This is a genomic window from Portibacter lacus, assembly GCF_021533215.1.
Classification (GTDB): Bacteria; Bacteroidota; Bacteroidia; order Chitinophagales; family Saprospiraceae; genus Portibacter; species Portibacter lacus.
This window is the reverse complement of record NZ_JAJNKA010000008.1, coordinates 1-19,905: the sequence shown is the minus strand read 5'-3', so window position 1 is coordinate 19,905 and position 19,905 is coordinate 1. Positions and strand designations below refer to the sequence as shown.

The window sequence follows — 19,905 nt, the reverse complement described above, 5'->3', positions numbered from 1 at the left end:
AGTGAACATAAAAATGTGTATGGAAGCTTATTAACACCTCGAACGGCATTCATAAAGTCTATAAGTTTTTGAAAATTGTTTTTAAGACTTGAGCTATTTTTTAACTCTAGATTTTACTTTGTTAAATCAAATTTGACTGTCAACTTCCTTTTAGACCTTCAGTTTTTAAAAATCCTTCGCGAGACGTTAACTTTTTTTCTATGTCAATGTTGATTTACTCGAATCAAACAACATAAATCACTCATAAACAGTAATTTGCAAGTAAGAATAAAGTTTGAAAATATCTTTAAAATTATACGATTAAGACCGAATCAGTCATTCGTTAAATAAAAAGTGTCGTTCTAGGCGATACTCGTCTTAAGGGTGTATTAAGATTTAATAAATTGCAGAGTTTGAATGCTTTCAAGTCCATCATTAGGTTCTTGGCTACTTACTCTAATACTGTACATCCCAGGTGGCACATCTTCTAAATTTTCCGATATCGTATGTTTTCCAGGTAAAATAATCTGTGCTGGAACACTCTTCACTATTCTACCTTCTGAATTGACAATATCCATCCTAAGATTAATCTTACGCTGATTAAGGATCGTAATGTTGACTTGTTTCGAAACCGGATTCGGGTGGATCTCAATTTGCTCAATATCCATGATTACTTCTTCTTCTAAACTTGAAATCATCGAAGTATTGTAACTCGGACCTGTATTTTCCTCGGTCGCTATAGGGCTTATCAAAATGTCATGAGGATATTCGTTACTTCCCAAGTCTTTTTCCTCAATCGCTGCGGGTCTATTCTGCCTCATTAAGTCAAATAATATTTCTGTATCGACCTCTTCCATGCCTTCATATTGTGGTAAGGATGCATACCCAGAATGGGCAGCGTTAATAGCCGGACTGCCTTCACCCAAACCAAAAAAACCTTCATTATTCTCTTCGAGAACTGGATCAACAATGGTCATCCCACTTGATGGCACTTGGATTCCCAGATTCCCAAAAACAATATTTCCTATCCATTTTTCATTTCCAGTTTCATCCTCAAATATTTCGTCATCCGGATCAGAAAATATATTATTAGAAATCGTGACATTAGTCGGTTTATTATCGCCATCTCCTCCCAGTATAACTTCTGAGCAATCCACGATGGTATTAAAAGCAATATTGATATTATCCAATGGATCTGAATCTTCATTCTGCAGATAAATGGCTCTATCATCGAGATTATAAAAGTAATTATTGCAGATAAAGTGGTCTTGACCTTCTCTTACCCTTACACCACCTTTTCCGTTCAAGAAAAAATTGCCATAAACGATTGATTCCGAACCATGTCGAAGCACCAATTCCGCTTTAGGATTATTCTCAAAAGTATTGTATCGATAGATATTCTGTCTTGCCTTGCTGGAGATAAGCTCGCCATCACCGTTGCATTGCGTAAAATAACAGAACTCGACTAAGGTCCGACTGATGAATTCAGCTTGTGTGCTTACCCCAATTCTGATCGGCTCTATACCTAAGTCATTACCTGTTCCATCAAAGTTCTTAAAGGAACAATATTGTATTTTATGGTAGCCAGGATTTACATCATCCACCAGAATAGACAGTATATTTTGGTCATCTAGATTCAGTCTATTTTCGAAATTACAATAAGTGATTTCACAATATTGACTTTCTTCTCGAACCCTTAAATATTTATAACTTTTATAAGCTCTGATGTTAAGCTGGGTAAATATATTATGACTTCCTCTCACATTGATCACATCTTTACTTCCAATATCACCATCCAGGAACTGGAAACCCTGAAGCGTAACATAATCTCCCATCACTTCCACTCTTGAATTTCCTGTAAAAATTACTCTTCCTAGGTTTTCAGCCCCGATAAACAGATGGTTTTTTTCAATCTCCATATAAATATCTAAGTACCTTCCTGACTCCCATATGATCGAATCATTCATTGCCGCACTGTCTTGCGCGTCATTGAATTCTTGTTGAGAAGAGACTCGAATAATTTCAGCTTTCAGACTTGAGGATACAAGCAGAATGAAGATGAGCAAAGTGGCAATAACTGCTGATGATTTCATTGAATCCTATTGGTAGTGAATAGTATGAATGAGTGCATTTAATCATTGTAGGTCAATTTTTATCTTGGAACTGTAATTTAACATTGACCGTAAAAATGAAAAACACTAACGTGATAGCCGCATCCGGAGTCCGACCGAAGGAAGGTTTATGTAACCGCGGCATGTTAGTAAGCGTTCTAATCTTTGGATAATACTAAATCATTCTCATCCAATTTAAGCTTTTCATTATTTAATTCATCCAAAACCGAATTTATCTTTTCGATCATATCAGTTTCGATAAATGTTGGCATTAGTTGATCCAGTTTAATTTTTAAAAGTCGATGAATAATTACAAGATCATTTTTTGAAAAAGGTCGTACACCGTTTATTAATTCTGAGATATAATTTTTCCTATGACCCAATATTTTGCCTAAATCTTGTTGATTGAGTCCAAGTTTTTTAAGTTTTTTCTTAATTATCAATTTGCGTTGATATATAAATTCTTCTTCTTTCTCAATTAATTTTTCGGCAATATCGCTTTCTTCAATTTGTCGTTCTGAAATAGCATCATCGTTATTCCAGTTTACCTTTTCATATTTTAGAATTAATTCCTTTATATGTTGACGTTTAGGTTCTAAAGAAGGATCGTCTTTAACCATCCATCTTAGTTTTTTATAGATTGACAATGCTTTTTCATATTCAAGCTCTGATTCCAGAATTGATATGTTGACAATCGTGCTAATATTAATATCCTTCATTTGAATTCTATTTTATTTCATTATTACTTCTGAGCCATTTTTCAATTGTTTTCTTATTATTTCGAAATTTGGAAGTGTAATCATCATGGGAACCTGCCCAAATTACTCTTGCCTCATATTGATCAATTGAAATAAGAATCATCGTTCTATGTATGTGAATGTCGAAGAAGTAAAACCCATCATTGTGAACTCTATCGGCGTCAGGTCTATCTATTTGGATGTCGCTTTCGTTTTTCCAATTTGCCTTTTCAATTTGTTGTATTAATTTATCTATAGATTTAACAAGTCTGTTATTCCCGATATTTTTATTCTTGAGTTTTACGAGCGTTTTCTTATTTATAAGATCCACACACTATTCTTTACAAAATAAAGATATTAAAAGTTCCATAATATATAGAACATATAGATTTGTATATTTTCAATTTGGAATTGAATTCACTATAATCTTAGGATTTTGAATGCTTACTAACTAGCCTATATCTGTATGAATATCGGCCTTGTAATATACTAAATTGAAGAGACTGACGAATTACAATTATAAAAATTAGAACTGAAACTATTTACTATATTTTCTTCCTGATACCTCTGCAACTGCCATAGCAGAATATATTAAATTAAATAGTCCGCTAATGAAAATACTTGCTAACAACAATTCTATGGAACTTATAAAATATGAAAGTAATAATATAGCTAAATTCAAAAGAAAGCAACATTTGATCCAACCTTTATCAGTTACCAAATCATAGTGACATCTCTTCGTCCAAGAAAATTAGGTAGGACCCACGTACCAGTCATCGGTAATCCGTTTTTATAATCCTGTTTTACTGAGCTGTTACTGCAATGTGCAATTTGGAATTCTGCTTGTGCTTTCGCTACACTTTCTGCAAGTAACAACTGTTCTTCTGGAGGTAAGGATGTGCAATAAGTCGTTGTAAATTGTTTCATCGCTACTAAGAATTCCGTCCTCGGTATAACGAAACTTGAATCAGCTGGATAACATGGTTGGTTACTATTAGGAAAAGTAGAATAAAGGCGACCTTTCGAATCTATACCTACTTGAATCAAATCAAATGCTTCAAGGGCTTTAGACTGATCTGCTGTCAATTTTGAAGCAGCATCTGAATTAATATTAGGTGGCTGCTCATTATTTCCTGGGCCGTTATTGCAGGACCATAGCAGAAAAGAAAAAACGATTAATAATATGAACTTCATAACTGATGGTTGATCTTGATATGGACTAGGTTAATAAACATACTTTATTTAATCCATTCTATTTCTTGATTAAATGTAAGAATTTAGCACTACATAAATATAGACGATGTTCTAAAAAACTAATTAAAATTAGAGAAATAGTCCTATCTTTAGATAGAATAAATCAGCAAAAATGAACACTAAAGTAAAATGGTATAACGATCCACAAATGGTTGGCGGGCTATTGATTTTTTGGCCGCCACTTGGAATCTATGGAGTTTATAAAAGTGAGACCATAGAGCCAAAATGGAAAAAATTAACTTACGGAACGATTGTTCTCGTTTGTGTGCTTTTCATAATTATGTACTTAAGACGATAGCTAGTTGTGTCTTTCTCTTACTTCGGAGTTTAGTTTTGGTCAATACATTATTTACTTAAATTGATTAGGGATCAATCCTTTTGCTGCTGATTCAACGATCTCATTAATTCTCTTCGTTCTTGTTTCAATTCTTTTTGCCATTACCACCCAATACAGCATCATCTTTTTAGTGGATTTGGTCTGACTTTGATAGAAATCCATTGCACCTTCTTTTTTACCTAGTGCAAGATTTAAATCGTCAGGAATGATCAATTTTTCGACATCATCCATCAGTGACCAATTCCCATTTTGCTTGGCAGTCTTTATTACTTCAAGTCCTGCTTTGGCCATTAGATTGTTTCGAATAAGGAAGTCTACTTTTTCTTTATTGATTAGAGACCACGTGCTACTAGGCTTTCTTTTGCTAAAATATTGCATGTACCTCTCTTCATCAATCGTCTTCTTTGTGCTATCAATCCACCCAAAGCATATGGCTTCGTCCACTGCTTCGCTCCAAGTTATCGAAGCAACATCTGAAGATGTCCTATAGTAAACCAGCCAAACAGAATGTTTAGTCTGATGATTCTTTTCTAACCAGTTTCTCCATTCTGTTCGGCTTTTAGGAGTGTGTTTTTCTACTTCCTTTTTACTCATACTAATTGCTTTGCCCCACAATATCCTGCTTTTCCAGCCAATTCAAAATCGATTGGTTAGTTTCTTCTGGCATTTCTTGTTGGATCCAATGACCGCAATCCAACGTAATCACCTCTACTTGGGGCACAAACTCGGGTAATTGTTCGAACTTTGGAATCATATCCTGACCTCCATAAATCATGAGTGTAGGCTGTTGAATGATCGGATTCACCTCCGCTAGAAAATGCCAATTACGGTCAAGGTTTCTATACCAATTTATCCCACCTGTAAATCCTGATCCCTCAAAAGCAGAAACATATACTGATAGATCATGATCACTCATTACGGGATCACCGAGAGGTTTTTCTGCTTGCGCAAGATTAATCATGGACATCCCTGGCTCAGGCGCTTGGAGTGGAACATTCTTGCGATAAATGTTACGGAGGAAATTAAATTTATTTTCATCCATAATTTTATCTGCAACTCCTGGCTGTCGATTAAAATGTACAAAATAGAAGTCCATACCAAAAACTTCTTCCATCCACTCGATCCACGGTTTTTCTCCGCGTACTTGATAAGGCAAGCTCAGATTGATCACTTTATTAACTCGGGTTGGATGCAATAAAGTCAGAGACCAGACCACATTTGCTCCCCAATCATGACCTACAAAAGTCGCATCTTTATATCCATAATAATCTAGCAGTCCAAGCAGATCTCCCGTCAAGTGTTCGATATCATATTCTGTTACGACAGTCGGACAGGATGAATTACCATAACCTCTCTGGTTCGGAATAATAACATGGTAACCTGCTTTTACTAGCGCAGGAACTTGATATCGCCAAGAATAGGCATGTTCTGGAAATCCATGACAAAGCACAATTGGTTTACCTACATTCTCTCGGCCTGCTTCGAAAACTTCTAGTTGGACACCATTGACAGCAATCATCGTGGGGTTAGGAAAGTCATTTAGATCAGCATTCGATTTTCTTTTCATTTTACATTCTTTAAAATTTAATCAATGCCACAAAAATATTCTCGCGCAATGACAACCCTATGTCAAGGGTCAGTAAAATAAATGAAATGGATAAGAAATATTTGGAAATTCAGCCTATTTAATACTCTTTCAATTCTGATTTAAGGTATGATTGAATCGAATGATATAAGTAAATCTTTTCTTCTTGCTCACAAACTTCATCCTAGTGATTACTTCTAGATCTAATTTTCAATGGTTAAAAGTCAGCTTCGTATCCGTGACCGTTTTTACCATAGAATATGAGCCATTTTGCAACGGAATAAACAATGTGTAGCTTATTTGCGATCGCATTTGAATCATCGTCAGGAGCGTTTCTTTGTGTTTTAAGATGTTCCAGATTATGCTTCTTTGCTATTTCATCAGCAGCATTTGATAATCTTCTTCCATAATCTAATGTCTCGTCTGCAAGCTTCGTCCCCCAAGCTTCTGCTACTAGTTCTTTACCTATTATATCTACACATCCTCTTAAAAATTCACCTCTTAAGACATTTTCATCTTGTCCAAACGCTTTATAAATTGGAACACCATCTTTCTCCTTCGCTAACTCGATGACATAATAGTCTTTCTGCTCTGCCATAAATTCTTCTAATGAGATCTTATGTACGGTTTCATCATAATTCTTCTTCATCCATTCATCAGCTTCTTGATCTCGTCCTACTTTGGGTGCCTTGATAGTTTCGTATGATTGAATCTGATTAGCAAACCATTCTTGCAATAATTCATCTTTTGATTTGAGCTTCTTACCTTTCAGTTTATCAAAAATGCTTAATTCTTGTTTTTCTTTACCTGATACGATGTTAAAGATTTGAGTGTATCTTTTTTCAAAGCCTTTTTTGGGTTTCCCCATCGGTCTCATGTCTAATCCCATTTCACTATAATTTTTATTTACGGTTGTTTCTAGCCATTTCCTGTAAATCCTCATCTGAAAAAGAAGTTTGACGATATCTCACGCCAGATATTCTTCGTTTAATAAATTTCCTTCATTTTCACAAATCTCAGATGTTGAAGAAAAAAAGCTAAATTCAATATAGACTATTTCATTCATTTTGTAAAGTGCTGTATGACCAACTGTTTACTAGCTTACTAGTTCGTATTATTTCATTAATGGTCAATGCTAAATAACTGACAGGAAGACATTAAAATCGGATCGAAAATTACTCTGAATTGTAATCGCCAAGTTTCGGATCAAATAAAAACCAATCAACACGATTTTCTCAATGCAATTGTAATTATCTAGCTTAAATTATAGAAGCTCTAAATAAAAGCTGCTCCTACTCTACTTACTTCGTTTACGCTAATATTTTCAATTAAAATGTATCACTAATTCGCCAATAATAATTTCAACATTGATCAGCATGTAATTTAACAGTTAGAACTATATTTCTTTTGCCCACACTATTTAATAATTAAAGTGTTTCTTGGCAAATTTGATGAATTGATCCCAATCATAATCTGTCACATCGTGCTTTCCCGTTCGCACATGATAACCAATCGAGTTATGGATGGATTCGTTTGTTTCAGGAAACTCCAATTCAGGCAATCCTTTCTTCCCGTACAAATTATAAACAGGGCTCGCATGATAACCAGATAGATATTCACCTTTGGGATCAGCCCATTTATCCTCTTCGGCACTTGCAATGTAAACTGGCCTTGGAGCAACCAAAGCAACTAGCATGTGTTGATCTATGGATAAAGCGTCTTCATTGTTACTGTATTTTTTGAAATTTGCATTAAACCAATGAGGGAAATTCGCATTAATTATAGCAGCTGTTTCACCGAATTTCCTTTTAAAAAGTGCTGCTCCACCGCTCCCAGAATCATTAGATATTACGATATCAAACCTAGTATCAAGGGCTCCTGCCCACAAGGAGGTTTTACCTAAGCGAGAATGGCCGAACACTATAAATTTGGAATCAGTCAGTAGCCTATCAGTTTTCAAATAATCCAAAACCTTAGAATAGCCCCAAGCCCATGCTGAGATTGAGCCCCACTCATCCGTCTTAGGTTTGCTCATGCCTTCTTCATAGAAAAAAGGATGTATCCCATCCGAAAAATCATTCTTGTCAGGATCGACATCTCCATAATAAATCGTTGCGATACCAAAACCCTCATCAATGATTTTTTGAATTGGCCATCGGGAATTTCTTTTCCCTCTTGATTCCTCTGTGGCTCGATTTTCAACAATACCATAATCAGTATTATTCCGAACCCATGAATCGGTAAATATAACATGCTGGTCAGTAGTCGTGGTTTGATTTCCATAAAAATTATACCCAACAAAGACTGGTGGAGATTCGATGTTTTTAGGCAAGTAAACCAAAATATTTATCGTAATTTCCCTTTCTCCAGATGAAAATACCATCGAAATTTGTTCTCTTATCGCACTATTATTCAATGCCATATCACTTTGCTCAATTATTTCTTCAGAGGTTGGTTTCAAGTCCAAATCTGGAATTCTCCCATAAACTTCAGATTTAAAAAGGTCGAATATTTCTTCCCTTCTCTTATGCTCCCATTCTTCAACACTCTTGACTTCTTGTCCATTACTAAGAACTAAAAGTTCAGGTAGAACATAAGGTTTAATGGCCTTTTCATCATAGTTGACCTTAGGCTGAGAATAGACACTTAAGCTCCAGACAAAACCTATAATTATGGAAATCAATCTAAAGTTCATAGTTGTATTTAATGTTAAACTTGTGATGTGTGGTGGTTTTTAGAGTAAGATAGTATCCGTTTACCACTTATTCAAATATCAATATTCACATTCTAATTCCTTCTACAAGATGAGCAGAAAATTGGAAGACCTACCTAGCTTACTAAGATCTTAATGAGCTACCCTTATTGCCCTTAAGAAGGTTTACGAATTCTATGCTCATTGAAAAACAACTCACCGCTATCATATTTATCATATCTTTACCAAAATATGTAGTGACATTCTCATAAAAAGCAGTCCTGCATCGCATTACGTTCGATTTACCTTCCTTTTATTGCTCAATTTTTATTACCCTTTGTATTGAAACTATTTTGGTTCCTAAAATGATGAAGTAAATCGCCAGATTAAATGCGTAGAAATACGAATACCTGTTTTGACTGAGCACCCTTCCTATATTTTTGAAGTACATTTAAAAAAAACTGTATATTCAACGCTTATTATTAGCTCAAAGTGCATACTCAAAAATATTATGTTTAAAAATCATTTAGTCCTCTTATGTCTCGTAATGCTATTTTCTTGTTCTCAAGATAAAACTGTGGATCTAGAAGAATTGACTGCTTATTATAATCCAGCCGATTTTGCCCCAGATAGTTTTAGACCTGATAGCACTGCTTTAATTATGGAGAATATCGCGGGACCAGATGTCGTTCCTAGTCCTGCATGTCTAGCAGTTCTACCTACAGGGGAGGTTTTTGTAGGTGTTGACATGATGGGTTCTTTAGGGAAAGAGCCTGGAAAAGGAAGCATTGTCAAACTAATTGATGCCAATAATGACGGAGTTTATGAGCAACATACCACCTTTACGAAAGTAGATAATCCTAGAGGAATCATGGCAGTGGGAAACCAAGTTTTCGTTCTGCATACCGTTTTTAGTGAGCGTACTGGAGAAGCGGAAGGTATGGACTTGGTGGTTTTTGAAGACAATAATCAAGATGGGATGGCCGATGGATCCTCTAAGCCAATCATTAAAAATATATCCTCACCTGCTTCACTAAGAAGCAGAGGGACTGACCACTCCACTAACGGTATTCGCATGGGAATAGATGGTTGGATTTATATTGCAGTAGGAGACTTTGGTTTTCATAATGCTGAAGATGCTTCTGTTAAAAAAATGACCATGCTTGGAGGTGGGATCGTTCGAGTAAGGCCTGATGGTACCGAGATGGAAGTTTACGCCCACGGCACACGTAATATTTATGATGTTGCCATTGATCCTTTCATGAATGTTTTCACTCGTGGTAATACGAACGATGGTGGAGGATGGAACATTCGATTTATTCATTACCAGCAGAGTGGTGAATTTGGATATCCAACCTTGTTTAAAAACTTTACAGACGAAATTATTCCAGCGCTTAAAGATTTAGGAGGAGGATCAGGTACCGGTAGCTATTTCATGGATGATGATAGATGGCCAGTAGCCTATAATCATGTGCCAATGATGGCAGATTGGGGTAAAAGCCAATTGTATATTCACAGGGTAAGCATGGACGGACCGACTTTTACCCAGCGTGATGAAGAATTTATCAAGCTGCCTCAAATTTCTGATGTAGATGTAGATGCGTCTGGAAGAATGTTCCTCGCTGCCTGGGATGGAGCAGGTTACAAAGGAAGTCCAGATAAAGGGTATGTTGTGAAAGTAGTTCCTAAAGATTGGACTTATGAAGCTTTTCCAGATTTGAAAAAGGCATCCGTAGAGGAATTAGGTGAACTATTAAAGGCTGGAAATTCTGTTTCACGTTTTCATGCGCAGCAAGAAATGCTCAAGAGACCAGCCAGAGATGCTGCTCCCGTAGCACTTAAGATTGCTAGTGATCAAACTTTACCATTACAAAATCGGGTTGCAGGTATTTATACTTTTGCCCAAGCCACCTGTGGTGATGGTGTATCAGAATTGTTAAATTTAAGCCTTGAAGATAATATGCGCGAATTTGCTTTAAAGGCCTTGGCAGATAGAAAGACGTGCATGGATGACGTACCGGTGAAACCGTTTATTGATGCTTTACAAGATGCGAATCCTCGTGTACAAGCTGCCGCTGTTATTGCTTTAGGTAGACTAGGCAAAAGTGAAGCTTCAGAGGCTTTATTGACCATTCAAGCGCCAGCTTCGGCTAAGATACCAGAAACAGGCACCGAAGGCCCACATGCCACACCAAACTCAGACATCATATTACCACATTTGGCTGTGCGCTCATTGGTGAGTTTAAATGCTGTAGATGAGACATTGGAGGCTTTGAAGACCAATCCTAAATTAGCACTTTGGACCTTAAGATATATACATGACACCAAGGCTGTAGATGGTCTGATCTCTGCATATAAAGATTCAGAAGATAAAGAAGAGGTGCTCAGCACACTTGCGAGACTTTACCATAAAGAAGCACCCTATGACGGTAGCTGGTGGTGGAGTACTAGGCCAGACACTCATGGTCCATATTATAAAGCAGTAGAATGGGAAGGTTCTGATGCCATAAAGACATTTTTACTTCAAGAAATGACAGCTGGAGGAGCAGATAAAAAGGCTTTCTTTGCTTGGCTTAATGAGCGCAATAGACTGGGTATTGAAGAACTTGGAAGTACTATATCTAAAGAGTTTGAAGAAAAAGAAAACGTTGTCGATTTTGAGGCTATTAAAAATAAGAAAGGCCAGGTTGGTGAGGCGTCTATAGAAGATGTAATATTGGCCATGGGAGAAATAAAAGGTGATGCATCTAAAGGAAAAATTCTATTTGCAAGTCAAGGTTGTGTGGCCTGTCATAGCATAGAGAAAGAGCCTGTAATGAAGGGGCCATTTATGGGGCAGATCGGTTCTATCATGAATAGAGACCAGATTACGGAATCCATTCTAAAACCTAATGCGTCAATCTCTCAGGGATTTGCTTCCTTCTTGATCGAAACCAAAGATGACAAAAGTTACATGGGATTCATCACTTCGGAATCTGCAAGTGAACTAACCATTAGAGACATCGCCGGCAATGCAACCAAAATAGCTAAGTCAAATATTAAAAACCGAGAAGAAATGGAAAACTCGATGATGCCTGCGGGATTAGCCAATTCACTTTCGTATGAAGAATTAGCATCATTGGTTACTTTTTTACAAAATCAGAAGTAGTAAGGTGAATAGAGGTTATTTCTTTTGGATGGTAAATTTTTAAAGGAATCAGTTAGTTTAGTAGCATCATCATACGCATTTGTATAAGGGAGATGTAGCTACCTAATAAACGATTATTTCAATTAATTGGACGATAAAGCCAATTTTGAATTTCTACTTACGATCCAGTTTTGCTTTTTTTTTTCGAATCATAAATCCCTTTAATCATTAAGAGAAATCCAATGAGAGCCATTAAGCCAGAAAGGATATTTAGATATATACCTAAATCATAAGTGTCAGTTGCTATTTTCACACCAACTGAAAGCATAACTAGAATGAATCCGAATTGGAAATTTTTATTATTCTGAAAACTCATGTTTATCGCAGTTTAAAAGGCTTATTAAATTATTTTTCGCTGTAAGAAAGATTAGCTTCCTTATAAAGAATTTCACCATGTTTGATAATTTCTGTAGAATAACTTTCTTCTTTATACTTGCCATAGGCTAGTAAACAAAAATAAGGTTTGCTGTGAACATGGAATGAGATTGAAGTATTGAATCGTCCTCTAATTTGTTGACCGATTGTAGTACTTTTTCTTTAAGAGTTTGAGAAGCCATTCTCTTTGATTTTATTTATAAAGATACATATAGATATTATTTAAACAGTATTACTATTCTATTGTGCAAAGAACTCATTTTTTCAATTTAATCAGGGCCTAACGTGATAGGTATAAGAGGCCTGACCGTAGGGAGGATTATGCGATCGAGGCATGTTATCTCTTGTTCTAAACTAGTACTTCTTTTTCTTTGGTTTTTGTCTTATATCAAAAAAGTTTAACAATATTATTTCTTCCTCAGTAAGCCTATAAAACAATCTATTATGTTTGGATATTAGTATACCACGAATATTTTTGGCCTTTAATTCTAAACTGCCAAGGTTTGGATTTTCGGATAGCTGCTCGATTATATTGTAAGATCGTACTACAAAAGATTTGGCTGTCTGTTCTCCAAAAGAATGCTCCAAATAATCCAGTATTTTGTTAAAATTGTTTAAGGCTCTTTTATTCCATATAATTTTTAGAGCCATTTCGAATGTTCTCGTTTTACTTTGGAATGTTGTATTAAGTTATTACTGTCAAAACTTTCATCATAGGAGAACTGTAATTCTTCCTTTTGTTCTTTAGTAAGACTTTTGAAAAGTTGACCTTGTTGTTCATTTCTTAAACTAGTAATTAGACTAAGAAACCCATTGAGTGTTTGCTCGTCTTCAATCTCTTCAATGATTTTATGTATTTTTTCTTTTACTAACATTTTGATCAATTTTCATTACAATTATAACGATTAATATATGATATAAGTTTGGATAAATATTTTTTCACAATCAACTTTATTTGCATTTTTTGAACATTATAAGTTGATATAGCAGATATAACTCTAGATAATAGTTAAAATTCAACAGTTTATGTATTTGAAATTAATAAATATATTTGATTTTTTTCGGTAGAATTTAATATTTTACTCATATAGAGAGTAACTATGATATATCTAACCATCTAAATTTGCAAGACTGAAAATGAGTGAGTATGTGTAGTATATAAGAAGAGGTAACGGCCAAGTGCATGAGGAGTTCCGACGGTAGGAGGAATTACTTCATGCATACTGTTACCCCTCGTAGACTAAGTCTTTGATTGTGTATTTTTTGAATTTTTTTCGATTTAATTTCTCAAGTTGAGCTAATTGATTTTTAGTTTGCAGTGCAATCCATAATTCAGCTTTAATATCAAAGAGATTTTCAAAAATGAGGGCTTGTTCCATATTTATTTTCCGCTCTCCTTTAAGTAGTTTGCTGAGATTGGGGCTTTTTAAGTCAATGTATTTTGCGAAAGTTTTGTGCTTAATATTTAATTGGGAAAGTGCTTTTTTGACAAAATGGCCAACTGGTATGATGTTTTCATCTTCAGAATTTAGATAATCTTCCATCTGAAATTTCAAACCTAGCATTTTGATTTTGATCTTTTCTTCTAAAGTAGCACTTTGTACTTTTGCCTTAATTAGGAGTTGAAAGTCTTTAAATTCTTGGGTGCTTGTATCCATTGGTTGAACCTGTAATCCTGTATCTTCATAATTTGCCATTTCAACTTACTTTTTGTGATTTAAATATTTTGAAATCAAGTTGATTCCTTGTTCTGGAGAGATATACATTTTATTTCTAAAAGTTTGGGTTGCTCCATATTTCTCCTTGTATATATCAATCAAAACCGTTTTTGATTCAAAAGTTAAATATCCTTCATATTCGTTATCTAGCTTAAATGATTCTCTACATCCAAAAGCAATTAAACAACCAGAAACAAAGTCAAATTTTTTGTCCTTGCCTCGATTACTTGGATGAACTTCAATCAATTCCATACTTATCATACCGTTAAGCAAAACCAATTGAATAACTCCTTGGACAGTTTTGTCTTTATCTTTTTTAAGTCTTAGAATGTATATTTCTGAATCCGCCTTTTTAAAGGCAATTCTCCAATTAAAATTCCAACCATCTTTTTTTAGTGGCAAATCGTTACTTCTGGCTTTAACAATTTCAGCTTCCTTTAACAAACCACTTTCGACTTGAAATACAAACATTCAACAACTTATCATTTAAACGTCAAATATACTAAATTAGTTGTCAAAATTTGATACTTATAGTATCGAGATGAAAATTATGAGGGGTAACTCACCTTTATCCCTGCAATTCGATATTAATCACTCCAACTTTCTCAATACTTCTACAAGATCTAATGGTGTCCTTAAACTTTGTTATTAGTTGATCATTAAAACATTGACCATTATAAAATCTATACTCCATATCCTTCATCGAATTTATAGATCTTCTTGAGAAATAAAGTCTAATAAAGGGTTTCAGATAGCGACGTAGTAATAAAGGAATCATCTTCGTCTTCGCTGATTATTAGCCTTAGTTTTCTTTGTATTTCCAAATAAGTTCAAGAATCACCCCACCATATTTATCAGTATCCATATACATAAATTCACCTGAACCTGGTTTATTTTCATCTCCCCACGCGCCTTCAGAAATTATATCAATTTCTTGTTTCTTGAAATATCTTAATACAGGCTCTATTTCCTTTATGTCAAAACCTAAATGATGGAAACCTTCTCCATGTTTTTGAATATGATCCATGTGTATGGTTGGTAGCTTTTTAGGAATTACCCATTCATATGGAATCGCTCCATGCAATTGCCATCCTAAATTAACTTTAAAGTCTGTTCTTTCATTGTGATAAACTGTCTTTCTCAGAGAAATTGGAGAAGAAGTAATTCTAGGAAGGCCCAATTTATGCCAATAATTTGAAATCTGAGTCTCGTCTTCTATTGCAAAGGCATATTGTGAGAGTACTAAATTGTTAGAATTCTCATTTGATAGAAGGCTAAAATAGTTTTGATCTAATTCATTACATGATAACCCAAGAACATACTTACCTTTTTGGTAGGTATCCAAAAACACATAATAAATAACGCCTTTTGAAGTTGTTATGGTGATTTCATCAAGTTTACTAACTCCAAGCACATTAAGCCTCGAAATTTCGCGATTCAATTCATATTGACCATTTAAACGGTGAACTATGCTCATTACGCCATCTCCATATTCTTTGAGAAATTCAGCAAATATGGAATTTTGATCTAAAGGTTGAATCCATGTAATTTGCGCACCTCCCAAATTTGCTTTTGCACATAAAGCTTTGAAAGAGGCCTTATCATTTCCAGAGTGAACAGAAACGGTATCAAATTTAGTTACTTCATCAAATCCAAAATTTTTCCAACCATTTATTGTACGATCCAAATTATTAACTACCCATATCAACTGGTCAACGTTTTTGTATTGATCAGGGACTGTTTGAGCAGCAACCTCTTGAATTGAGAAGAAAATTAAAATTATAAAAAAGGCATTTTTCATTGAATTGTTTTTTTTAGTCTAGCGGTTCTGTGATATGTGGCGGATTTGACGATAGCCTATCTGCCATCCTCATCACTTATTGTAGCCAGTTTTTTTCTAATCTTGATTTCCTCCAGGTATTTAATTTCATACGAGAATTTGTTCCATTCTTTTTTTATTTAAAAATTTGCTCCTTTAGAAGCTTTCCACTCTCATCATAGACTTTCCAAATTCCTTTCTTTTTACCGTGTTCGAAACGACCTTCGTCCCACAGTTCACCATTCTTATGATATCTTCTCCATTCACCGTGTTTATTTTCATCACTATTGAAGCTGCCTGTTGCTCTTGGCTTTCCATTTTTGAAAAACCACTCCCAACTTCCAACAATCTTACCATTTTCATAATTTCCTGATGATTGTAATTGTCCATTATTGAGAAAGTATTTCCATATTCCTGATTTTTTCCCATTTTTAAATTCACCCTGACAAGAGACAAGACCGTTTTTGAAAAGCACCTTGAATGGGCCATTCTTGGGATTGCCGTTTTCATCAATTCCTTAGATATCTTTCATTGTCATTATTTTATTAAAGGTTTTCAACAAGTTGAATATTGTTTCCACACGTGTCGTTAAAAACTGCAAATTTTACTGTTCCCATTTCAGTGGGTTTCACACTAAATTTTACATCAAGCTTTGTCAGTCTTTCATATTCGGCCTCAACATTTTCAACGTCAAATTGTGTATATGGAATTCCTGCTTCCATTAACGCATCTTGATATACTCTTGAAGGTTCAAAATGATTAGGTGCAGGTTCCAATAATAATTCTGGCCCATCTTGCCATTCTGGCGAAACAAGAGTCAGCCATCTATTTCCTCCTTCTAAAGGAGCATCTTTTTTTATTATGAAGCCTAATTTTTCGGTATAAAATTTTGAAGCTTTTTCTTGGTCTGTTACAGGAATACTAATTAATGTTACTTTCATCTTTTTTGATTTTAATTTGATGCACAAATTTCAAGAATCAACTTTAAATTGACGTTGTTAAAATTGCTCTTTTTGAAAATCAGTTGGTCATAATGAAGCGCATCGGACACATTGCTCATGTGGAGGGTGATCTAAGAGAAGATTCCATCATGTGCATTGCATTTGGCTGCATTATTTCTATTTTTCTATAATTATTTTCCGATAAGTTGATTTTACTTTATCTCCGACTTTAACAATGTACATTCCTGTGTTCAAATCAGATAAATCAAAAATCAAATTATTCTCTCCACTTAAAACTTGTTTTGTTTGATTAACCATATATTTTCCTGATAAATCAAAAACAGAAACTGTTAATTCAGCACCAAATTCAGCACTATAATCCAAATTCAAAAATCCAGATTTACTCGGATTAGGATAAAATTCTCCAGCCTCTCCATTTTCGTCTTTAAAATTTACACTAATTACTTTGCTATATTCAAATTGTCCATCAAAATCAATTTGTTTTAAACGAAAATAAGAAATGCCTTTTCTTGGATCTTTAACTTCAAAATAATAATTCTGCTCTTCAGTAGTCGTGCCTTTTCCTTCAATCTCTCCGATTTTTTGAAACCCTATTCCATCAAAGCTTGCTTCTATTTCAAATTTTTTATTATTGAGTTCTGAAGCAGATTTCCACGTTAATTTTACATTTGTATCTTCCGTTCTTCCGTTAAAAGTAATTAATTCAATAGGTATTACTGCTTCTCCCCATTGAAATGCATCTAGTGCTATATAGTCTGCGTTACCAGTTGTAGAGATTATCAGTTCATCTACGTTTAGGATAGAATTATTAGCACCTCCTTCCGTCGTGAAATCTATAAAAGTGAAACCATTATTTGGAGTAAAGTTAGCACCATCAATTATTCCAGCACTCTTTGTTATTGTATATACAGTCGCCCCATCTTTTTTTCCATTGATTGTTATTGTAGTCGATACTCCAGTTGTCAAATTCCTTTTGGAAACAAATAAGTACAAATTTGTTATTGTAATATCTGTGCCATCAGTTGTAGATATAGTAAAAGAACTACCATCATTTGTTGGTGGAGTCCCACTAGAGTTATCAATAAACTTGTCGTCTGGTGAAGAACCATTCCATCCACCACTTGCAAAAAATTCAATATCATATGTAGATTCTCCAGAACCATTTATTATTGTAAAATCTTGGCCATTATCGGTAAATGTAGTTGCTCCAGTAGTTTCTGTTTCAAAATCTTCTGTAGATTGTGAATAAGCAATAGTGGATATAAAAAGTAAATAAAAGAGGTAATGCTTTTTCATATTTTTAATTTTTCATGGTTTGGTTTGTAAATATAATTATTTGTTATGTTGCTACCAAAGGTTCTGATGCATCCAGAGTACAAGCGATAGATAACAGTATTCAGAGATCGCATCCTGTTATCTATCGCATTTTGATTTTGCGTAAGTTACAATCCAAATCAGGTTCTAAAATTAACAGTCCTATATAACTTAGATGTTCTTCGCCTTCTTTGATAGCTATTTTCATCAAAGTACCATCATATGTTCCTCCATTTTTTTCATATGATTCAATTTGAAACTTCTTTAGTTTTTCAAAGACTGATTGCAATTTATCATATTTCTAATCAATTGTAATTACAACATTCCCTTTCTTATGTCCTTTATCCACATATCTGTGGGCATCTACAATATTTTCTAAAGGATATTTTTTTGTCAATTACTGCCTGAATACGATTAGCTTTAATGAGTGCACTTAATTTTGATAAATAGTCCATTTCTATTTTTAATAACTCGTCATCAACTGATACATACTTTCCGTTTTGTGTAAGTGATTTTTTACAAGCCACTTTTAAGTAGGAGGTTTTATTTTTTCCAACTGCATCTAATATAAAATCGTATTCTTCTAATTGATTAACAGCATCTTTCTTTTTGTAATCAAGCATTATAGCTGAACCGAGTGAGGCAACTAATTTGAAATTTTCCTCACTACAAACAGCCGTAACAATTGCTCCATGGTGTTTTGCTAATTGAATAGCTGCTGTACCTATTGCACCTGATGCACCATAAATAAGTACTTTCTGTCCATTTTTAATGTCTGCATTTCTCATGAAATGTATTGCTAATATTCCTCCATAAATTATGGCTACGGCTTCTTCATGATTTGCGTTATTAGGTTTTAAAAATATTTCTCCTGCCTTGATTTCTTTATTGGAAACACATTTGTATTCTGCATAAGCACCTCTACTTTGCCCCGTAAATCCAAATACTTCATCTCCCTTGTTGAAAGTTTTGATATTCTTTCCTGTTTCCTCTATCGTTCCTGAAAACACCAAACCGAGGATAGGATTTCTTGGCTTAGTGAATCCAATAAACAACCGCATAGCGAAACGCATTAATTGTTTTAATGGGAATTGGTGACCTCCTGGTGTTTTTAATGCTCGAATTACACAATCACTAGCAGTAACTGCTGTAGCATGTATTTTTACTAAGACCTCATTATCATTAGGAAGCGTTTTCATTACTTCGCTCAATTGAAGAACATTTGGTTTTCCATATTTTGTACAAATAACAGCTTTCATTTTTGTCATTGTGATTTTTTTGTTCTATTTATATTCAATAAAATTTTCATAGTTTCTCCCAAGTATATAGTAATCAAAAACATATTTCCAAGGAGTAAACAAAAACGGTATCACTAAAATCAGAAATGTAAAAGTCCATTCTTCATATATGCTCCCTATAAGTTGGTTATTAGTCCAAAGCGGATAGGCTACAACTATTAACCAAAGTCCTTTATAAAAAAACATAAATAACATGATTGGTAGCATCCTAAGTGTATGAAAAATACCAATCCCTGATAAGGTGGTATATGCTGCTATTGCACACCAAGCAACGGCAACTTCAGGTTGCCATGACCCTTCATGTTGAAGGATTTTTGTCCAAGAATCTTTTCCTGCCATAAAAAACATCAAGATAAAAAAGAGTCTTAGCACATAGATTTTTATTGGCAAAATGCCAAAATACTTCTGAGATTGCATATTCCTGCACCTTTGACCCCTCGATTCCTATCGGTTTGACCCCTCTGATTCTTGAGGTTTGACCCCTCAAAAGTAGAAGAATGTTAATAACATTCTTACGGTTTGACCCCCTAAGAATGT

The 19,905-nt window shown here is 34.5% G+C and carries 20 protein-coding genes and 1 pseudogene; 2 read left to right on the top strand and 19 right to left on the bottom strand.

Annotated features, from left to right (window positions below; genetic code table 11):
* Window positions 1–368 precede the first annotated feature (368 nt).
* The 4 genes from L2586_RS14465 to L2586_RS14450 all read right to left on the bottom strand — a co-directional run bounded on the left by L2586_RS14465 (window position 369) and on the right by L2586_RS14450 (window position 4,021).
* A complete protein-coding gene (locus L2586_RS14465) occupies window positions 369–2,072 on the bottom strand; it encodes a chondroitinase-B domain-containing protein (RefSeq protein ID WP_235293631.1) in 1,704 nt (567 codons plus the stop codon).
* A gap of 176 nt (window positions 2,073–2,248) precedes the next feature.
* Complete coding sequence (locus L2586_RS14460) at window positions 2,249–2,809, bottom strand: helix-turn-helix domain-containing protein (RefSeq protein ID WP_235293630.1); 561 nt, start codon at window positions 2,807–2,809, stop codon at window positions 2,249–2,251.
* 7 nt (window positions 2,810–2,816) lie between these two features.
* Complete coding sequence (locus tag L2586_RS14455; protein ID WP_235293629.1) at window positions 2,817–3,158, bottom strand: type II toxin-antitoxin system HigB family toxin; 342 nt, start codon at window positions 3,156–3,158, stop codon at window positions 2,817–2,819.
* Window positions 3,159–3,541: 383 nt separating this feature from the next.
* Window positions 3,542–4,021, bottom strand: coding sequence for a hypothetical protein (locus L2586_RS14450; RefSeq protein ID WP_235293628.1), 480 nt, complete (start codon window positions 4,019–4,021; stop codon window positions 3,542–3,544).
* A 172-nt stretch (window positions 4,022–4,193) separates the two neighbouring features.
* Here L2586_RS14450 and L2586_RS14445 point away from each other — a divergent pair, with 172 nt between their 5' ends.
* Entirely contained in the window at window positions 4,194–4,379 is a 186-nt protein-coding gene (locus tag L2586_RS14445; protein WP_235293627.1) for a hypothetical protein, read from the top strand.
* A 51-nt stretch (window positions 4,380–4,430) separates the two neighbouring features.
* On the opposite strand, the gene L2586_RS14440 is transcribed toward L2586_RS14445, so the two are convergent.
* The 4 genes from L2586_RS14440 to L2586_RS14425 all read right to left on the bottom strand — a co-directional run bounded on the left by L2586_RS14440 (window position 4,431) and on the right by L2586_RS14425 (window position 8,698).
* A complete protein-coding gene (locus L2586_RS14440) occupies window positions 4,431–5,012 on the bottom strand; it encodes a YdeI/OmpD-associated family protein (RefSeq protein WP_235293626.1) in 582 nt (193 codons plus the stop codon).
* 1 nt (window position 5,013) lies between these two features.
* Entirely contained in the window at window positions 5,014–5,985 is a 972-nt protein-coding gene (locus L2586_RS14435; RefSeq protein ID WP_284284456.1) for an alpha/beta fold hydrolase, read from the bottom strand.
* Window positions 5,986–6,220: 235 nt separating this feature from the next.
* Window positions 6,221–6,946, bottom strand: coding sequence for a hypothetical protein (locus L2586_RS14430; RefSeq protein ID WP_235293625.1), 726 nt, complete (start codon window positions 6,944–6,946; stop codon window positions 6,221–6,223).
* A gap of 477 nt (window positions 6,947–7,423) precedes the next feature.
* Complete coding sequence (locus L2586_RS14425; protein WP_235293624.1) at window positions 7,424–8,698, bottom strand: glucuronyl esterase domain-containing protein; 1,275 nt, start codon at window positions 8,696–8,698, stop codon at window positions 7,424–7,426.
* 508 nt (window positions 8,699–9,206) lie between these two features.
* Between L2586_RS14425 and L2586_RS14420 the strand changes: the two genes are divergently transcribed.
* Window positions 9,207–11,843 carry a DUF7133 domain-containing protein gene (locus tag L2586_RS14420; protein ID WP_235293623.1) on the top strand — a complete coding sequence of 879 codons (2,637 nt, stop codon included), beginning with the start codon at window positions 9,207–9,209 and terminating at the stop codon, window positions 11,841–11,843.
* 157 nt (window positions 11,844–12,000) lie between these two features.
* Here L2586_RS14420 and L2586_RS14415 read toward each other — a convergent pair whose 3' ends face one another.
* From L2586_RS14415 to L2586_RS14370, 11 genes and pseudogenes are all read right to left on the bottom strand, one after another.
* Window positions 12,001–12,198, bottom strand: coding sequence for a hypothetical protein (locus L2586_RS14415; RefSeq protein ID WP_235293622.1), 198 nt, complete (start codon window positions 12,196–12,198; stop codon window positions 12,001–12,003).
* A gap of 413 nt (window positions 12,199–12,611) precedes the next feature.
* Window positions 12,612–12,908 (bottom strand): type II toxin-antitoxin system RelE/ParE family toxin, encoded by a 297-nt coding sequence (locus L2586_RS24840; protein ID WP_394804410.1) that lies wholly within the window; start codon window positions 12,906–12,908, stop codon window positions 12,612–12,614.
* Window positions 12,899–13,132: a hypothetical protein gene (locus L2586_RS14410; RefSeq protein WP_235293621.1), complete on the bottom strand. Its 234-nt coding sequence runs from the start codon at window positions 13,130–13,132 to the stop codon at window positions 12,899–12,901. The genes L2586_RS24840 and L2586_RS14410 overlap by 10 nt, the downstream gene beginning before the upstream one ends.
* 351 nt (window positions 13,133–13,483) lie before the next feature.
* Window positions 13,484–13,954, bottom strand: coding sequence for a helix-turn-helix transcriptional regulator (locus tag L2586_RS14405; RefSeq protein WP_235293620.1), 471 nt, complete (start codon window positions 13,952–13,954; stop codon window positions 13,484–13,486).
* A 6-nt stretch (window positions 13,955–13,960) separates the two neighbouring features.
* A complete protein-coding gene (locus L2586_RS14400) occupies window positions 13,961–14,446 on the bottom strand; it encodes a hypothetical protein (protein WP_235293619.1) in 486 nt (161 codons plus the stop codon).
* Window positions 14,447–14,777: 331 nt separating this feature from the next.
* Complete coding sequence (locus L2586_RS14395) at window positions 14,778–15,776, bottom strand: VOC family protein (RefSeq protein WP_235293618.1); 999 nt, start codon at window positions 15,774–15,776, stop codon at window positions 14,778–14,780.
* A gap of 154 nt (window positions 15,777–15,930) precedes the next feature.
* Window positions 15,931–16,269: a toxin-antitoxin system YwqK family antitoxin gene (locus L2586_RS24690; protein WP_235293617.1), complete on the bottom strand. Its 339-nt coding sequence runs from the start codon at window positions 16,267–16,269 to the stop codon at window positions 15,931–15,933.
* A 70-nt stretch (window positions 16,270–16,339) separates the two neighbouring features.
* Window positions 16,340–16,735, bottom strand: coding sequence for a VOC family protein (locus L2586_RS14385; RefSeq protein WP_235293616.1), 396 nt, complete (start codon window positions 16,733–16,735; stop codon window positions 16,340–16,342).
* 177 nt (window positions 16,736–16,912) lie between these two features.
* Window positions 16,913–18,052: a T9SS type A sorting domain-containing protein gene (locus L2586_RS14380; protein WP_235293615.1), complete on the bottom strand. Its 1,140-nt coding sequence runs from the start codon at window positions 18,050–18,052 to the stop codon at window positions 16,913–16,915.
* A gap of 319 nt (window positions 18,053–18,371) precedes the next feature.
* Window positions 18,372–19,329 (bottom strand): annotated as a pseudogene (locus tag L2586_RS14375) (NAD(P)-dependent alcohol dehydrogenase).
* Window positions 19,330–19,353: 24 nt separating this feature from the next.
* Complete coding sequence (locus L2586_RS14370) at window positions 19,354–19,707, bottom strand: hypothetical protein (protein WP_235293613.1); 354 nt, start codon at window positions 19,705–19,707, stop codon at window positions 19,354–19,356.
* Between the last annotated feature and the right edge of the window lie 198 nt (window positions 19,708–19,905).

What these genes read in the sequence shown, in the direction of transcription:
- L2586_RS14465 (WP_235293631.1), bottom strand. Translation starts at nt 2,072, where the DNA reads ATGAAATCATCAGCAGTTATTGCCACTTTGCTCATCTTCATTCTGCTT.
- L2586_RS14460 (WP_235293630.1), bottom strand. Translation starts at nt 2,809, where the DNA reads ATGAAGGATATTAATATTAGCACGATTGTCAACATATCAATTCTGGAA.
- L2586_RS14450 (WP_235293628.1), bottom strand. Translation starts at nt 4,021, where the DNA reads ATGAAGTTCATATTATTAATCGTTTTTTCTTTTCTGCTATGGTCCTGC.
- L2586_RS14445 (WP_235293627.1), top strand. Translation starts at nt 4,194, where the DNA reads ATGAACACTAAAGTAAAATGGTATAACGATCCACAAATGGTTGGCGGG.
- L2586_RS14440 (WP_235293626.1), bottom strand. Translation starts at nt 5,012, where the DNA reads ATGAGTAAAAAGGAAGTAGAAAAACACACTCCTAAAAGCCGAACAGAA.
- L2586_RS14435 (WP_284284456.1), bottom strand. Translation starts at nt 5,985, where the DNA reads ATGAAAAGAAAATCGAATGCTGATCTAAATGACTTTCCTAACCCCACG.
- L2586_RS14430 (WP_235293625.1), bottom strand. Translation starts at nt 6,946, where the DNA reads ATGAGGATTTACAGGAAATGGCTAGAAACAACCGTAAATAAAAATTAT.
- L2586_RS14425 (WP_235293624.1), bottom strand. Translation starts at nt 8,698, where the DNA reads ATGAACTTTAGATTGATTTCCATAATTATAGGTTTTGTCTGGAGCTTA.
- L2586_RS14420 (WP_235293623.1), top strand. Translation starts at nt 9,207, where the DNA reads ATGTTTAAAAATCATTTAGTCCTCTTATGTCTCGTAATGCTATTTTCT.
- L2586_RS14415 (WP_235293622.1), bottom strand. Translation starts at nt 12,198, where the DNA reads ATGAGTTTTCAGAATAATAAAAATTTCCAATTCGGATTCATTCTAGTT.
- L2586_RS24840 (WP_394804410.1), bottom strand. Translation starts at nt 12,908, where the DNA reads ATGGCTCTAAAAATTATATGGAATAAAAGAGCCTTAAACAATTTTAAC.
- L2586_RS14410 (WP_235293621.1), bottom strand. Translation starts at nt 13,132, where the DNA reads ATGTTAGTAAAAGAAAAAATACATAAAATCATTGAAGAGATTGAAGAC.
- L2586_RS14405 (WP_235293620.1), bottom strand. Translation starts at nt 13,954, where the DNA reads ATGGCAAATTATGAAGATACAGGATTACAGGTTCAACCAATGGATACA.
- L2586_RS14400 (WP_235293619.1), bottom strand. Translation starts at nt 14,446, where the DNA reads ATGTTTGTATTTCAAGTCGAAAGTGGTTTGTTAAAGGAAGCTGAAATT.
- L2586_RS14395 (WP_235293618.1), bottom strand. Translation starts at nt 15,776, where the DNA reads ATGAAAAATGCCTTTTTTATAATTTTAATTTTCTTCTCAATTCAAGAG.
- L2586_RS14385 (WP_235293616.1), bottom strand. Translation starts at nt 16,735, where the DNA reads ATGAAAGTAACATTAATTAGTATTCCTGTAACAGACCAAGAAAAAGCT.
- L2586_RS14380 (WP_235293615.1), bottom strand. Translation starts at nt 18,052, where the DNA reads ATGAAAAAGCATTACCTCTTTTATTTACTTTTTATATCCACTATTGCT.
- L2586_RS14370 (WP_235293613.1), bottom strand. Translation starts at nt 19,707, where the DNA reads ATGGCAGGAAAAGATTCTTGGACAAAAATCCTTCAACATGAAGGGTCA.